The organism is Schleiferilactobacillus shenzhenensis LY-73, assembly GCF_000469325.1.
Taxonomy (GTDB): domain Bacteria; phylum Bacillota; class Bacilli; order Lactobacillales; family Lactobacillaceae; genus Schleiferilactobacillus; species Schleiferilactobacillus shenzhenensis.
Window position 1 is genome coordinate 5324 of sequence record NZ_KI271606.1, and the last position, 12123, is coordinate 17446.

At 52.0% G+C, this 12123-nt stretch carries 26 protein-coding genes; 25 read left to right on the forward strand and 1 reads right to left on the reverse strand.

What is annotated here, in order from left to right; genetic code table 11:
* Nucleotides 1-203: YozE family protein (locus tag L248_RS15665; protein ID WP_081701333.1), on the reverse strand; the 203-nt coding region annotated here is incomplete at its 3' end.
* 53 nt (nucleotides 204-256) lie between these two features.
* Here L248_RS15665 and L248_RS12755 point away from each other — a divergent pair.
* The 25 genes from L248_RS12755 to L248_RS16130 form a co-directional block, all read left to right on the forward strand.
* The gene (locus L248_RS12755; RefSeq protein ID WP_022530664.1) at nucleotides 257-436 is read left to right on the forward strand and encodes a hypothetical protein; all 180 of its coding nucleotides are present in this window, start codon (nucleotides 257-259) and stop codon (nucleotides 434-436) included.
* 15 nt (nucleotides 437-451) lie between these two features.
* The gene (locus L248_RS12760) at nucleotides 452-673 is read left to right on the forward strand and encodes a hypothetical protein (RefSeq protein ID WP_022530665.1); all 222 of its coding nucleotides are present in this window, start codon (nucleotides 452-454) and stop codon (nucleotides 671-673) included.
* A gap of 15 nt (nucleotides 674-688) precedes the next feature.
* Nucleotides 689-1180, forward strand: a complete 492-nt coding sequence (locus tag L248_RS12765; protein ID WP_022530666.1) for a siphovirus Gp157 family protein — start codon at nucleotides 689-691, stop codon at nucleotides 1178-1180.
* 14 nt (nucleotides 1181-1194) lie between these two features.
* Entirely contained in the window at nucleotides 1195-1419 is a 225-nt protein-coding gene (locus L248_RS12770) for a hypothetical protein (RefSeq protein WP_040536802.1), read from the forward strand.
* Nucleotides 1412-2803, forward strand: a complete 1392-nt coding sequence (locus L248_RS12775) for a DEAD/DEAH box helicase (RefSeq protein WP_022530668.1) — start codon at nucleotides 1412-1414, stop codon at nucleotides 2801-2803. The genes L248_RS12770 and L248_RS12775 overlap by 8 nt, the downstream gene beginning before the upstream one ends.
* On the forward strand, nucleotides 2800-3519 hold the full coding sequence (locus L248_RS12780) for an AAA family ATPase (RefSeq protein ID WP_022530669.1): 720 nt from the start codon (nucleotides 2800-2802) through the stop codon (nucleotides 3517-3519). The genes L248_RS12775 and L248_RS12780 overlap by 4 nt, the downstream gene beginning before the upstream one ends.
* Nucleotides 3519-4112: a hypothetical protein gene (locus L248_RS12785; protein ID WP_022530670.1), complete on the forward strand. Its 594-nt coding sequence runs from the start codon at nucleotides 3519-3521 to the stop codon at nucleotides 4110-4112. The genes L248_RS12780 and L248_RS12785 overlap by 1 nt, the downstream gene beginning before the upstream one ends.
* Before the next feature lie 65 nt (nucleotides 4113-4177).
* Entirely contained in the window at nucleotides 4178-5014 is an 837-nt protein-coding gene (locus L248_RS12790) for a bifunctional DNA primase/polymerase (RefSeq protein ID WP_022530671.1), read from the forward strand.
* The gene (locus L248_RS12795) at nucleotides 4986-6242 is read left to right on the forward strand and encodes a virulence-associated E family protein (RefSeq protein ID WP_040536804.1); all 1257 of its coding nucleotides are present in this window, start codon (nucleotides 4986-4988) and stop codon (nucleotides 6240-6242) included. Before L248_RS12790 ends, L248_RS12795 begins: the two co-directional genes overlap by 29 nt.
* A 371-nt stretch (nucleotides 6243-6613) precedes the next feature.
* A complete protein-coding gene (locus L248_RS12800) occupies nucleotides 6614-6931 on the forward strand; it encodes a VRR-NUC domain-containing protein (protein WP_022530673.1) in 318 nt (105 codons plus the stop codon).
* Between the two features lie 5 nt (nucleotides 6932-6936).
* The gene (locus tag L248_RS12805) at nucleotides 6937-7185 is read left to right on the forward strand and encodes a hypothetical protein (RefSeq protein ID WP_040536806.1); all 249 of its coding nucleotides are present in this window, start codon (nucleotides 6937-6939) and stop codon (nucleotides 7183-7185) included.
* A gap of 2 nt (nucleotides 7186-7187) precedes the next feature.
* The gene (locus tag L248_RS12810; protein ID WP_022530675.1) at nucleotides 7188-7376 is read left to right on the forward strand and encodes a hypothetical protein; all 189 of its coding nucleotides are present in this window, start codon (nucleotides 7188-7190) and stop codon (nucleotides 7374-7376) included.
* 2 nt (nucleotides 7377-7378) lie between these two features.
* A complete protein-coding gene (locus tag L248_RS12815; protein WP_022530676.1) occupies nucleotides 7379-7687 on the forward strand; it encodes a hypothetical protein in 309 nt (102 codons plus the stop codon).
* Nucleotides 7688-7690: 3 nt separating this feature from the next.
* The gene (locus L248_RS12820) at nucleotides 7691-8128 is read left to right on the forward strand and encodes a dCTP deaminase/dUTPase family protein (protein ID WP_022530677.1); all 438 of its coding nucleotides are present in this window, start codon (nucleotides 7691-7693) and stop codon (nucleotides 8126-8128) included.
* Between the two features lie 3 nt (nucleotides 8129-8131).
* Nucleotides 8132-8371, forward strand: a complete 240-nt coding sequence (locus tag L248_RS12825) for a hypothetical protein (RefSeq protein ID WP_040536808.1) — start codon at nucleotides 8132-8134, stop codon at nucleotides 8369-8371.
* Nucleotides 8371-8871, forward strand: coding sequence for a hypothetical protein (locus tag L248_RS12830; RefSeq protein WP_040536810.1), 501 nt, complete (start codon nucleotides 8371-8373; stop codon nucleotides 8869-8871). The genes L248_RS12825 and L248_RS12830 overlap by 1 nt, the downstream gene beginning before the upstream one ends.
* Nucleotides 8871-9782: a DNA cytosine methyltransferase gene (locus L248_RS12835; protein ID WP_022530680.1), complete on the forward strand. Its 912-nt coding sequence runs from the start codon at nucleotides 8871-8873 to the stop codon at nucleotides 9780-9782. Before L248_RS12830 ends, L248_RS12835 begins: the two co-directional genes overlap by 1 nt.
* 13 nt (nucleotides 9783-9795) lie before the next feature.
* Nucleotides 9796-9981: a hypothetical protein gene (locus L248_RS12840; protein WP_022530681.1), complete on the forward strand. Its 186-nt coding sequence runs from the start codon at nucleotides 9796-9798 to the stop codon at nucleotides 9979-9981.
* Nucleotides 9978-10523 carry a DUF1642 domain-containing protein gene (locus L248_RS12845; protein WP_022530682.1) on the forward strand — a complete coding sequence of 182 codons (546 nt, stop codon included), beginning with the start codon at nucleotides 9978-9980 and terminating at the stop codon, nucleotides 10521-10523. Before L248_RS12840 ends, L248_RS12845 begins: the two co-directional genes overlap by 4 nt.
* On the forward strand, nucleotides 10516-10719 hold the full coding sequence (locus tag L248_RS12850) for a hypothetical protein (RefSeq protein ID WP_022530683.1): 204 nt from the start codon (nucleotides 10516-10518) through the stop codon (nucleotides 10717-10719). The genes L248_RS12845 and L248_RS12850 overlap by 8 nt, the downstream gene beginning before the upstream one ends.
* The gene (locus L248_RS15945; RefSeq protein WP_196812039.1) at nucleotides 10709-10879 is read left to right on the forward strand and encodes a hypothetical protein; all 171 of its coding nucleotides are present in this window, start codon (nucleotides 10709-10711) and stop codon (nucleotides 10877-10879) included. Before L248_RS12850 ends, L248_RS15945 begins: the two co-directional genes overlap by 11 nt.
* Nucleotides 10863-11255 (forward strand): YopX family protein, encoded by a 393-nt coding sequence (locus L248_RS12855; RefSeq protein ID WP_040536812.1) that lies wholly within the window; start codon nucleotides 10863-10865, stop codon nucleotides 11253-11255. Before L248_RS15945 ends, L248_RS12855 begins: the two co-directional genes overlap by 17 nt.
* The gene (locus L248_RS12860) at nucleotides 11252-11470 is read left to right on the forward strand and encodes a hypothetical protein (RefSeq protein ID WP_022530685.1); all 219 of its coding nucleotides are present in this window, start codon (nucleotides 11252-11254) and stop codon (nucleotides 11468-11470) included. The genes L248_RS12855 and L248_RS12860 overlap by 4 nt, the downstream gene beginning before the upstream one ends.
* Before the next feature lie 12 nt (nucleotides 11471-11482).
* Nucleotides 11483-11932, forward strand: coding sequence for a DUF1642 domain-containing protein (locus L248_RS12865; RefSeq protein WP_040536814.1), 450 nt, complete (start codon nucleotides 11483-11485; stop codon nucleotides 11930-11932).
* Nucleotides 11922-12123, forward strand: a 202-nt coding sequence (locus L248_RS16130; protein ID WP_040536815.1) for a hypothetical protein, incomplete at its 3' end; no start/stop codon positions are given. The genes L248_RS12865 and L248_RS16130, both read left to right, overlap by 11 nt.

A 12123-nucleotide genomic window follows, 5' to 3' on the forward strand; every position in this document is an offset into this window, starting at 1 on the left:
GCTCGTTCAAAAGCTTCTAGAGCGGGTTCGCTGGCGTGTTGGGAATTCAAGTAATGCAACAAGACGGCGTGCTTAGTTGCGCGCCGTGGGAATGACGAGTCGTGTTTTGCGTCTTCAGCCAAGTCGCCAACGGGGGAGTGCAATCCCTCGCACCGCTTGAGCCAAGTAGAAAATGACTCGTGTACCGGCTTTTCGTTCAGCAATTAATTCACCTCCTCAAAAATAATTATCCCACAGCAGAAAGGAAGAAACACCAATGAAAAACGACGAACAACACCTCGCCACACTTCTGTCATGGCGCAACCGCCTGACGATTCTCCGCATCTTAGCCGGTCCATCGGCTGACCTGGATGACGTACTGCGGATTGCCGATCGCAAAATTAGTGAGCTGGTTGCGCAGCACCAAGTAAACTCTGCACTGGATATCTGGAACTGAAAGGAGGTGAAAACAATGGACTACATTTATAACACTACAGCGGGTGAGCTGTATCGGCAGATGCTCAAGTACCGGCAGAACGATGTCAATGAGCTGGTAGACATGCAGTTAAGCCGGACGCCATATAGTGACAACCGAGCACTGATTATTGCTGCCCGTATCAACCTGCTGACCGACATCATCGACCAAATTGAAGCCAAAGAAAAAGCCCCCGGCGCTGCCACGTCAGAGAGCTAAGGAAGGAATCTAACTATGTCTACATTATATGAATTAAAGGCCCAGTACGCAACATTGCTGGCAATGGCTGAAGACGGTGACATGGACCCGGAAGCCGTTACCGATACGCTCGCTAGCTTAAAAGATGGTATCGAGGACAAGGCCATCGGTTACGCTCAGGTCATCAAGTCACTGGATAACGACGTCAAGGCCATTGAGGAAGAAGAAAAGCGCTTGGCCGCCCGCAAGCAGTCGCTGAAGAACAACCAGGCACGCATGAAGGAGGCTTTGACCGAGGCTCTGCAGACGGCTGGCTTGAAGAAGGTCAAGTCACCGCTGATGACGGTATGGATCCAGCCGTCAACATCGGTTAGCGTGCCTGACGACTACCGCCTGATTCCGCCTCAGTATGTGACGAAGAAGATCACCTATCTTCCAGACAAGCGGGAAATCAAGGCGGCGTTAGAAGCTGGTACCACAATCGTCGGGGCAGAACTCAAGACAAACTGGTCACCACGGATTCGGTAAAGGAGGGAAACATCATGAAACCAAAGACAGACGTCACACCACAGAATAAACTGGTCATCGTCCGGGGTGGCAAAAAGTCACAGGGCACCATGCCAATCTTTATCTCGGTCGAAATGCATCAGAAAGTAAAGGCAGTCGCTGCGGACGCCAACTTATCGCTGAGAGACACAGTGGAGACCATGCTGCTGTGGGCGATGGATAATCTCATTATCAAGGATTCTGACGGGCACCATGTATAAGCTGCGCAACTACCAGCAACTTACCATCAGCCGTATCGTCGGCGCCATGCGTGAGGGTAAGCGAGCCATCATGGTCCAGCAGCCGCCCCGTACCGGGAAGACAGTCATCATGGCCGAGATTGCCCGGCGGGCGACGGTCAAGGGAAACCGCGTGCTGTTCGTGGTCCATCGCAAGGAGTTGGTGGACCAGGCGTGGCAAACCTTTAAGAGCAATGACGTTGACATGTCGCTGGTCACCATGGGCATGGTTCAGACGCTCACCCGGCACACCGACACGATCCCAGAGCCGGCGGTCATCTTAATTGATGAAGCCCACCACGTGCTGGCGAAGTCCTACCGCCGCATCATTGATGCTTTCCCCAACGCTGTGCGCATCATGGTGACAGCCACCCCTTGGCGAATGAGCGGGGCCGGGTTCGGTGATGTGGCTGACTGCCTGATTCCCGGGCAACAGATGGGGTGGCTCATCAAGAACGGATTCTTGGCGCCGATTCGGTACTTCTGCCCGCCGGACATCGAGACGGCGGAACTCAAGCTCAAGGCTAACGGAGAGTTCGACGAAGCGTCCGTCGCCGATGCGATGAAGCCAAAGGTATTCTCCAATGCCGTCAAGATGTACCAGGAACACGCCAGCGGCATGCAGGCCATCGCTTACGCCTACAACGTGGCCTCTGCCAAACGCCTAGCCGACAGCTTCAACGCAGCCGGTATCACGGCGGCAGAAGTCGACGGGGCCACCCCGAAGGAGGAGCGGGACCAGCTCATTCGGGAGTATCGGGACGGCAAGATCACCATCCTCACCAATGCCGAACTGTTCACTGAGGGGCTGGACCTGCCGAATGTCGATTGTGTCATCATGATGCGACCGACGCAATCACTGTCATTGTTTCTTCAATTCTCGATGCGAGCAATGAACCCGCGAAAAGGCAAGACAGCGGTCATCATTGATCACGTCGATAACTTGAGCCGCTTCGGTCTGCCCACCGACGAGCGGGAGTGGAAGCTGTCAGGCGAGGGCAAGAAGAAGAAAGCCCGTAGTGATATTCAATCGCCAACCACCTGCCCGTATTGCTTTGCCAGCTTCTACCGCAAGGGGCGAACGACTTGTCCGTTCTGCGGTCATCTCTTGACTAAAGAGAACGGTGCCGATGGTCCGCAGCACGTCGACGTGGACCTGGTGGAAGTCACTCAACCAACGGCGGCAGCCCAAAAACGCCTCAAGATTGCCCGCATGATCCAATCAAATGAGATGTACAAGTGGCTGGCCGATAAGCGGCCGGAGCAGCTGGAAAATTATCTTCAATTACAATATTACGCCAAGCTCCACGGTTACAAACCCGGCTGGGCGTGGTACCAGGCTAAGAAAAGAGGTTTTATCCGTTGAGTATTCTGCCTCCAAATGAACCGCAGAAGACCATCGACGTACCCCACAATTTCTTCATCTGGGGTGCAACGATGAGTGGCAAATCTTATCTTGCAGAGCATTTTCCCAACCCGCTTTTTCTGAACACGGACGGAAATGCCCTCGAGAATAAGGCGCCATCGATCCAGATTCGCAACATCAAAGGGCCAAACAGCACCCTGCGTCAAGATGTCATCAAACAGCTGGATGAAATCATTCTAGCACTGATGAACGAGAAGCACGGTTATCAGACCATCGTGGTTGATGTCGTGGATGACCTAGTCGTCATGCTAGAACAGGCCATCGCTATTCGCAATCACGTGGAGACTCTGGCTGATGTGCCGTATGGCCGTGGGTTCGCCATGTTCAACACCATTTTTCAGGAATTTATCTTGGAATTGAAAGCACTTGATATGAACGTCGTCTACATCAGCCGTATCGCCGAAGTCAACGACGGTGTCGGTACGGAAACACGTGAGATTCCGAGCCTGAAAACAAAGTATTACAACGTCGTCAACGGCAACTCGGACCTGGTCATCCAGACTAAACGAGTGGGAACCAATTACATCCGTCGTATCACGGACCAGCGGCGCAAGTATTATCGCGAAGACATCACCGACAAGGGCATCCTGCGTGTCCTGAATAATATCCCCGGCGTGTTTTCTACACATCAGCAACCTAAAGGAGAAGATAAATAATGAGTTTATTCGATAAGGCACAAGAAGTATTATCCGGTTTCGATGCGACAAAGGACAGCGCCAATTCGTTCGAAGGATTGCCATCCGGCACATACACTGTCATCGTCAACACGATTGACCACCACGTTACACCCAGCGGCTGGGACGGTCTGCGGATCATCACCGAGGTCAATGCCGGCGAACACGTCGGTACCAAGGACTTCAACATGTTCAACCTTGATGAGACCACGTCCACCGGCAAGAAAGTTCCTGACAGCGTCATCTCCAGTCACATCAAGCTCATCGCCAAACTGGCCAACGCTTGCGGTATCACCTTAAAGCCCGAGGACTGGGAGGACATTGACCACCTGGTGACGGCTTTCAACTTCGGTGGGGCAATCGGCAAGATTGTTACAATGGATCTCACGGTGCGGGAGAACAAGAAGAATCCCCAGTACCCGTACAAGAATTACGACTTCGAGCCAGCTGAGCAGCCAGTGCAGCCAAATGTCTCCGATGAAGACATGCCGTCGAATCTCAGTGATATGCCCGATAAGAAGCCAGCTGCTGGCGGTGACCCAATCGACATCGATGACGATGATCTTCCCTTCTAACTATCAGCTGATGCAGTGACATTAGACCGCCGAACGGGTGAAACGCCCGTTAGAAGGGAGGAGTCATGGAAAATCTCGTGAATTACGCCAAATATTATGCACGAAATGGTTTCTACGTGCTGCCGATGGTGGACAAGAAGCCGCTCATCACATTCGCGGACAAACCCCCGCTGACCGAAACGGACATTCAAAAAATCTGGCTGCTGAAGCCCTATGCCCAGATCGCGGTGCGGACCGTTGACTTCTTCGTCATCGACATCGACCGGCATGAAGGGGGAGCCGACGGCTTCAAATCAATTCGGGAACTGAACCATTTCGACTGGTTCCCGAAGACGCTCATGCAGTTGACCGCCCACGGCGGCAAGCAGCTGTTCTACCGCAAGCCTCAAGGTACCGAAGTCAGTCAGCATATCGGTTGGCTGCCGGGAGTGGACATCAAAGCCCACATCAATAATTACGTGATGATTGCCCCCAGCACCGTCGGCAGCGGGCAGTACAAGTGGGCCAACAAGCTGCCGCTGGCTGAACCGCCAGCCGCTCTCATCGAGGACATCAACCGTGATGTGCCGGCAGAGGCTGCCTATCAAGGGCCCGCCGCCTTCAAGGGCCATAAGTCCAACACGGCGGAACTCTTTGAACAGATCGTCAAGGGGCTCGGTGAAACCGGTGGCCGGAACAATGCCTTAGCCACCTTCGTCGGCGGCCTGCTGATTCGCAATGTGGATCCGCAAGCGGCCTACGAACTGGCCAAGCAGGCCAACGCCAACACACCTAAAGCACTTGACGAGAAGGAGTTTGAGAAAACGTTCGACAGCATCATCAAGACAGAACTGCGCCGACGGGAGGTGATGAAGCTTGGCCGACAAGGAGGCGATGCAGAAACTGGCGGCGGAGCAGAATAACGTCGTCCCGATGAGCATTAATTTTCGAGTCAACACGAAGACCGGGATGCCGGTCCCCAACAGTATCAACAACGTCGTCCTGGCCCTCGAACACGATCCGCTTCTGATGAATACTTTCCGGTACAACGAGTTCACCCATGAGGTGGACGTCGTGAAGCCGATCCAGCAGCTGCACATCGCTAAGGGTCAGATGGTCGATGAGATCGTCTCCCTCTGCCTGAACTATTTGGAGAAGAAATACTACGTGCTGTTCAACGATAAGGCGTTCAACGCCGCCATGATCCAGGTCTCCCGGGACAACGCGTACAACCCGGTGAAGGAGTACATGGAGAAGGCTTACCAGCACTGGGACAAGAAGGAACGGGCGGATTCATTCCTGCCGATATTTCTCGGGGCACCGATGTCTGCGGTGACCACCCTCATTACGAAGCTGTTCTTCATCGGGGCGGTGGCCAAAGTCTACCAACCGGGTATGAAGTTCGATTACGTGCTGGACCTGGTCGGTGGCCAAGGCGCTGGGAAGACGACGCTACTGAAGCGGATGGGCGGGCAGTATTACACTGATCAGTTCACCGACTTCAAAGACAAAGACAGCTACGCCATCATGCTGCGGGCGTTGATTCTCAATGACGACGAGATGACGGCCACCAACAACAGCAGCTTCGAGGACCTGAAGAAATTCGTATCCGCTGAACAGCTGGAATTCCGATCACCATACAATCGGCGGCCAGAACGGCGGGCAAAGTCCTTCGTGATGGCCCGGACGACCAACGAAGACACGTACCTCAAGGATAAGACCGGTGAACGCCGGTTCCTGCCGATCATGGCCGACTTGGACGCACAGGTGTATCACCCAGTGACGGACCTCAAGCCACCTCTGGTGGAGCAGCTGTGGGGTGAGTTCGTCAGCTATTACAAAGCCGGGTTCAGCTTTGCGCTGACAAAGGACCAGGTGCAGATGCTGGAAGAACACCGGCGGAATTTCATGTATGTGGACGCAGTGGAGGACGAGATCGAACGTCTGCTCCAGACCTGGCACGACGATTTCATTACCAGCAATCAGCTGGCGTCCTTGATGGGCGAGAACAACCTGGTCACCAACCGGACCCTGGCCAAGAAAATCAAGTACATCATGGACAACCAGCCAGGATGGAAGGCCAAGAAGAAGAAGGTGGACGGCCTATCCACTCGAGGCTATGAACGGCGGGTGGTCACTAGTGGTCACTAAGTGGTCACTAAATTCCAAGTTAGTGACCACCGCTAGACCCGCATGGCCGTAAGGCTGAAGCCCTATGGTGGTCACTACTACCCCCTTTTTCTTAAACAATAATATTAATTAATACTATTAAGGGGAAACGGCGCGCCAAACGGGAAAAGTTTGAAAGTTAGTGACCACCTGACCACCAGGGGTCAAACCCATGAGGCTCTAAGGGAGAGACCGGTGGTCACTAACTTTTCCTAGTGACCACCTTTAGAGTTATGTAAACCTGGAGAAGGCAAAACTGGCTTGGAAAGGATAATTTATTCACAAAGGCACCCCGGTCACGTCAATTGCTAGTGACCACCACGAAAAACTATACCAATTAAAGAGGCGACTCTATGACAGCAGAAGCCAAGATTCAGAACGACATTCGGGTGGCTGTGTCTCAGCATGGCTGTACTATCATTCGGACGAACAGTGGCCGAGTAAAAACCACAGACGGCCGGATATTCATTGCTGGCCCGCCTCCAGGGTGGCCTGACCTAACTGGCTTCCGCCATCGCGACGGAAAGCTGATCCTAATTGAAGTCAAGACGCCGACTGGCCGGCTGCGCCATGACCAAGAACAGTTCAAAGCATTTATCGAATCGAAGCCGGTGCTTTACGGTGTAGCACGATCAGTAGAAGATGCACTGAAAATCATTGAAGGAGATTAATGAGTATGGCAGGACGGAGTAAAGAAGTGGCGCCAGTTAAGGACGTTACGGGCAAGGTTATCAAGAAACACGATGTGGTAGTCAACGATTTCACCCACGAGGTTATGCTAATTGTTGAAAGCAGCAATTCATATGGTGTCCATGGACTGGCAGTAAAAAATAACATTGCAGGCATTGGTGATTGGCTGGACGTATACCCAGACGGAGAACTACGGATCGTCGGCAACGCGGAAACATCCTACGAGGGGGATTGACCATGTTAGTTCGGTTGAAAAATGGTAACTACGTCAACACTGCATATGTAGAGTTTATTTTCAAAACCGGTGATAATCAGTGGATTTTGGGGCTGAATGCCAGTGACCAGGATACGATTCACGTCAGTGATGCGGATGTAGACAAAATCGTCAAAGCAATGCGCACCGAAGAGCAACCCAAGGGGGATTAATAATGGACATTTTAACCAAAGAAGAAATCCAGAAGCAGGTGGAATTGTACGTCGCAGAGCATAAGAAAGAACTGGAAGAGAAAATTGACAATAAGATCCGGGCAGCTATCAACTCGGCCATTGCAGATGCGTTCGGGTACAACGGCTGGGCACGAAAACAGGTCTTTAGCGTTATCCAGGGACAGGTGAAGGATTACGTTGACCAGCATGGTATCGAGATTGACCCAGAAGTGATCGCTGAGCGGTTGCGCAAAGAAGTCGAACGGGCCGCCAAAAGAGTGACGGTCCGGCTGTCAATGAAGGGGGAATAACGAATGATTGAACGGCATTTTGAAAGGATTCAAGGTTACACCGGACCGTTGCCGCAGCGGTCCACCCAGTACGCAGCAGGCTACGACATCGCTGCCAGCCTCAGTACGATTATCGAACCGGGCGACATCAAGCTGGTGCGCACTGGCATTAAGGTCAAGCTCGGACAGTACGAATACCTGGAGCTTATCAGTCGGTCATCGCTGGCGCGGAACAAACATTTGGTCCTGCCCAACGGTGTGGGCATCATTGATTCTGATTACTACGGCAATCCGCAGAATGACGGCGAGATCATGGCGCAACTGTGGAACATATCGGATGTCCCGGAAGTCGTCAATGCTGGCGAGCGGATCATGCAAGGAATCTTCCACAGCTACATGATTGCCGACAATGATGTGGCAAACGGCGTGCGGGTCGGTGGGTTTGGAAGTACGGGGGTGTAAACGATGAATCGGCGCATGAAACAGAACGAAGCAGATGAAGAAAAAATAAATCAGGAACTGACGTCGTTGGTAACCTCTGCAGCGAGCAAGAAGGATGTCGCAGTTCGTTTGCTTGCGGCGTACCTCATCATGATCCATATTAGCCGCGACGTGTTCAATGGCACCGATGTTTTTCTGGGACACGATACAGCGTCGGGGCGGATGACATTCACTGTGGTCACCAACCGAATGGGGGTGCGGTAATGCGATTAGCAAAGCACCCGGAATTGATGGCAGCAATTCAAACTCTCGAGCGGGACAATCCGTCTTTCGATGACCCTCGCTGGGAGCCTATCCGAGAAAAAATCAATAAGACTGAGCGTAAGCGTAAGGGCAACTATAACGGCCCGAGTGAGTTCTGGAAACTTCCAGAAAAGGAACAACGGGAGAAACTTCACGTGTTTTTTAAAAAAGGCTACGGCGTAACGCAAATCAGTCAAAAGATCCACTCTCGGTTTTCGACTGTTCGGTATCATCTTGATCGCCTTGGAATGCAGCCGTATCCGCAGGCACATTACAAAGCATATGAGGTCAAGCTGAACAAAGCCTTCTATTTCAACAATGTCGACACACTTTACAGCTTCACAAAAATTCCATCGCTGTTTGTCCGACTGCATGAGCGGCGATCGCTGTTGACTGGCGATTGGTTTATCACAAGTGGCCATTGGGTGCAGTACAACGGCCAGTGGCACGAGGTGGAGTGATGCTTAAAATTCTTGAACTATTCGGTGGTATTGGTTCACCCAGAATCGCTCTCCGCAATCTCGGCATCCCAGTAAAGTCAATTGATTACGTGGAAATCGATGAGAACGCGGTCCGCAGCTACAACGCAATGTTTGCGAGTGATGAGAAGTACCAAGCTCAAAACGTCATCGGTTATGATCTCAAGCCGGACATCCTGATCCACGGGTCACCATGTCAGGACATCTCGGTGGCCGGTCGGCGACTGGGGGCAGACGAGGGCAGCGGGACAAGGTCTTCGTTGATGTGGCAGACCCTTAAGATCATTGAGCAGATGGGACTATGGCGGCCAAGGATTGTTATCTGGGAAAACGTCAAAGGCGTGTTGCAGAAACACATGGCCAAGAATTATCAGCGGTACTGTGATGTGCTAGAAGGCCTAGGATATACCACCAGCCACGCGGTTCTGGATGCCAGAGACTTCGGTCTGCCACAATACCGGGAACGGGTCTTCACGATTTCGATTCTTGGCGGTCAGTCATTTGATTTCGACAGGCTGCGACACACGGACATGCGGCCAATCGGAGAATATCTGGAACGGGCATCACCTGAGTACACAATTACAGTGCCATCGATGCTGTCCCGTTTGCCGGGTGGATCCGCAGGACCGTTTGCCGGCCGACTAAAGCCTATCGAGGACTGGGCGTGGACCATCACAACACGGCAGACGCGGTGTCCAAACAGTGGGGTGGTGCCGCTGAGTGATGGCCGGTACCGTCTGCTGACGCCGAAAGAGTGTTGGCTGCTGCAAGGATATTCAGACTGGGACTACACTGCGGCGGCAAGTGTCAATGGTAAGACGGCGCTGTACAAACAGGCAGGCAATTCGATTCCGGTACCAATATTTGAGGAGATATTCAGACATCTAATTTAGGGGGGGAGCCCAGATGGACACAGAAGGCACAGATAAAGAACGATTACTGATGATGGTGTACAGTTCTGAAGAGTTGCTGGTACTAGCTGCCAACCGCTTAGACGGCACCAAAGACCGGGAGACAGTGGCACTGCTCAATGGTGTGGGTGCATTGGTCAAGCAGATGGAGCACGCGCTCCATGAGGAGGAATCGAAATGAACAGGGAAGAAGCAAAGAAGAATTTTGAGAAGGTTCTTGTGGTGTACAACTCGAACGAGCATGATTTTGGGCGGCACATGACAGCAGAGGAGTTTTCTGACCGTGTGGAGCAAATCATCGACGAGATCAACGCACCGGAGAAAGTACGGCTACCCAAAACCGTGGGAGATTGGGTGAACCACTGCCAAGCCTATGGTGATCCGATCAGTCTGTTGAACAGCCGCGCGGTTCCTGAAAAAATTTGGGATTGGCTGGAAGTGTCTGTAAACCGGCAGATGTTGGTAATGCGTGCGTTTCTGTACGGATGGGAGCCAGAGCCGGTGAAACGGTACCGGGTCAAGGTGCCCATTGTCTGGACAGGCGGTGGCCGACAGTATTACTGGAATAAAGACAGTGATGAGGATAAGATCCACTGGGACAGCGAATATCCATTCCACGATTTCAAATACACGGCATTCACGATGGCAGAAATAAAACATTTTCAATTAGAGCAATTCGACCGAGAAGAAATCAACTTGGAAGAGGTGCAGGAAGATGAATAAGAAATACGTGCTAAAAGATCCATGTGACGAGGAAATCGATACGTTTGAGACGTTCCAAGACGCCAAGTTGGCTGCTGAATCAGCAGTGGATGACGGCCGGATGGGATTCGACTATCAGATCATCAATCTCGATACCGGGGAAGATGTCACTGAAAACGATCCGTGGTCATTTCAGGAGGGCGAAGATGATGAATAAGATTAAGTTCTACGCGGCCTATGACCGCGACGATCACACTTGGTTCGACCTGGCGTCCTGGGATCGGAATCGACTTATCGTAGAGTTGGAAGTATCGGGAATTGACAACTACATCATCGTCGAGATGCACGCGGAGGTGCCAAATGATGCGGGAGATTAAGTTTCGTGGCGACTACCGTGGCGTCATGTTTAACAACGTCCAGATTGGAGCACAGTATCTAGGAGACCTGCTCGCCGACCCAGAGTGGCACATCATGCAGTACACCGGCATGCATGACAGTCAGGGCAAAGAGATCTATGAGGGCGACATCATTAAGGTCACTGCAATTGACGGTCAATCGTATGTGTCGCCGGTCAAGTATTTTGGCGATGAGGACTACCCGGCGTTTGATCTTGACCAGAAATATATCCCTGAGCCATGGTATCCCTACGAATCTAATGCGCTCAGTGAGGAGTTTGGAAATGGGTTGTCAAAGATTGAGGTCGTCGGTAACATTTATGAGAACCCAGAACTGATGGAGGCAGGAGGAAAATGATTAAAACATTGAAAGACGTGGCCCGAGAGGTGGACCGTATTAGCAAAATGACTGATGACGAAGAAGCTCATGCGGCAGAGGATAATCTCCACGTGGCAGTTCTTGAGATTGTGTCGCGAATGTTTGTTGACGGCACAGACCCCTTGATGGTCACTGAGATGGCCCGTACCGCACTAGAGACGTTGGATTTACCGTTTGCTCGTTGGTATGCATAAGGGGGGATGGAAATGACTAAGTACATCAAGACCGCCTCAATCGAGGCCGAACAGTTCGACGGGTCGGAAGCAATGGCCAAAAAATATTTGCTGGATATTCCAACTGTTTCAGCCAAAGATAAAGTGGCTTCTGGTCACACTGTCTATGGTATTTCCACCTTGGAAGGCTATCTCTACGTCTACAAAGGGGATTGGATCGCCACGGGCAGTGATGGCGAGCATTGGCCCATTGCGAACTATATTTTTCGGCGGACGTATAAACCGTTACCGGTGATTCCACCAGCTGTTGCAGGGATAATTAAGTGGTACAAGCAACACTATTCTTTGACTATTCTGTTGTCGGATGCCTTTGATTTACGTTTTCCAGAAAATATTAGCAATTGGATTACACGACATGACGAAATTATTGCCCGCGCCTGGCTGGATGGGTATGAGACGGAGGACGAAGACGATGAAAAATGAATCAGCCATGCAAGCACTGATCCAGCTGCTCAACGATTACGAGGCGGACGAGATGCTGCTGCATGGCTCCGAACACAGTGATTTCACGGGTAGCGTGACTGTCCAGGACATCCATGACCAGGTAGCTGACTATCGGCGAAAGCTACTGCCAGCACTGCGCGGCGAGACAGAAGCCCAGCGGGAATGCCCGT

Excerpts from the sequence above, each read along its gene's own strand:
- L248_RS12755 (WP_022530664.1), top strand. The coding sequence starts at position 257 with ATGAAAAACGACGAACAACACCTCGCCACACTTCTGTCATGGCGCAAC.
- L248_RS12760 (WP_022530665.1), top strand. The coding sequence starts at position 452 with ATGGACTACATTTATAACACTACAGCGGGTGAGCTGTATCGGCAGATG.
- L248_RS12765 (WP_022530666.1), top strand. The coding sequence starts at position 689 with ATGTCTACATTATATGAATTAAAGGCCCAGTACGCAACATTGCTGGCA.
- L248_RS12770 (WP_040536802.1), top strand. The coding sequence starts at position 1,195 with ATGAAACCAAAGACAGACGTCACACCACAGAATAAACTGGTCATCGTC.
- L248_RS12775 (WP_022530668.1), top strand. The coding sequence starts at position 1,412 with ATGTATAAGCTGCGCAACTACCAGCAACTTACCATCAGCCGTATCGTC.
- L248_RS12785 (WP_022530670.1), top strand. The coding sequence starts at position 3,519 with ATGAGTTTATTCGATAAGGCACAAGAAGTATTATCCGGTTTCGATGCG.
- L248_RS12790 (WP_022530671.1), top strand. The coding sequence starts at position 4,178 with ATGGAAAATCTCGTGAATTACGCCAAATATTATGCACGAAATGGTTTC.
- L248_RS12795 (WP_040536804.1), top strand. The coding sequence starts at position 4,986 with ATGCAGAAACTGGCGGCGGAGCAGAATAACGTCGTCCCGATGAGCATT.
- L248_RS12800 (WP_022530673.1), top strand. The coding sequence starts at position 6,614 with ATGACAGCAGAAGCCAAGATTCAGAACGACATTCGGGTGGCTGTGTCT.
- L248_RS12805 (WP_040536806.1), top strand. The coding sequence starts at position 6,937 with ATGGCAGGACGGAGTAAAGAAGTGGCGCCAGTTAAGGACGTTACGGGC.
- L248_RS12810 (WP_022530675.1), top strand. The coding sequence starts at position 7,188 with ATGTTAGTTCGGTTGAAAAATGGTAACTACGTCAACACTGCATATGTA.
- L248_RS12815 (WP_022530676.1), top strand. The coding sequence starts at position 7,379 with ATGGACATTTTAACCAAAGAAGAAATCCAGAAGCAGGTGGAATTGTAC.
- L248_RS12820 (WP_022530677.1), top strand. The coding sequence starts at position 7,691 with ATGATTGAACGGCATTTTGAAAGGATTCAAGGTTACACCGGACCGTTG.
- L248_RS12825 (WP_040536808.1), top strand. The coding sequence starts at position 8,132 with ATGAATCGGCGCATGAAACAGAACGAAGCAGATGAAGAAAAAATAAAT.
- L248_RS12830 (WP_040536810.1), top strand. The coding sequence starts at position 8,371 with ATGCGATTAGCAAAGCACCCGGAATTGATGGCAGCAATTCAAACTCTC.
- L248_RS12835 (WP_022530680.1), top strand. The coding sequence starts at position 8,871 with ATGCTTAAAATTCTTGAACTATTCGGTGGTATTGGTTCACCCAGAATC.
- L248_RS12840 (WP_022530681.1), top strand. The coding sequence starts at position 9,796 with ATGGACACAGAAGGCACAGATAAAGAACGATTACTGATGATGGTGTAC.
- L248_RS12845 (WP_022530682.1), top strand. The coding sequence starts at position 9,978 with ATGAACAGGGAAGAAGCAAAGAAGAATTTTGAGAAGGTTCTTGTGGTG.
- L248_RS12850 (WP_022530683.1), top strand. The coding sequence starts at position 10,516 with ATGAATAAGAAATACGTGCTAAAAGATCCATGTGACGAGGAAATCGAT.
- L248_RS15945 (WP_196812039.1), top strand. The coding sequence starts at position 10,709 with ATGATGAATAAGATTAAGTTCTACGCGGCCTATGACCGCGACGATCAC.
- L248_RS12855 (WP_040536812.1), top strand. The coding sequence starts at position 10,863 with ATGATGCGGGAGATTAAGTTTCGTGGCGACTACCGTGGCGTCATGTTT.
- L248_RS12860 (WP_022530685.1), top strand. The coding sequence starts at position 11,252 with ATGATTAAAACATTGAAAGACGTGGCCCGAGAGGTGGACCGTATTAGC.
- L248_RS12865 (WP_040536814.1), top strand. The coding sequence starts at position 11,483 with ATGACTAAGTACATCAAGACCGCCTCAATCGAGGCCGAACAGTTCGAC.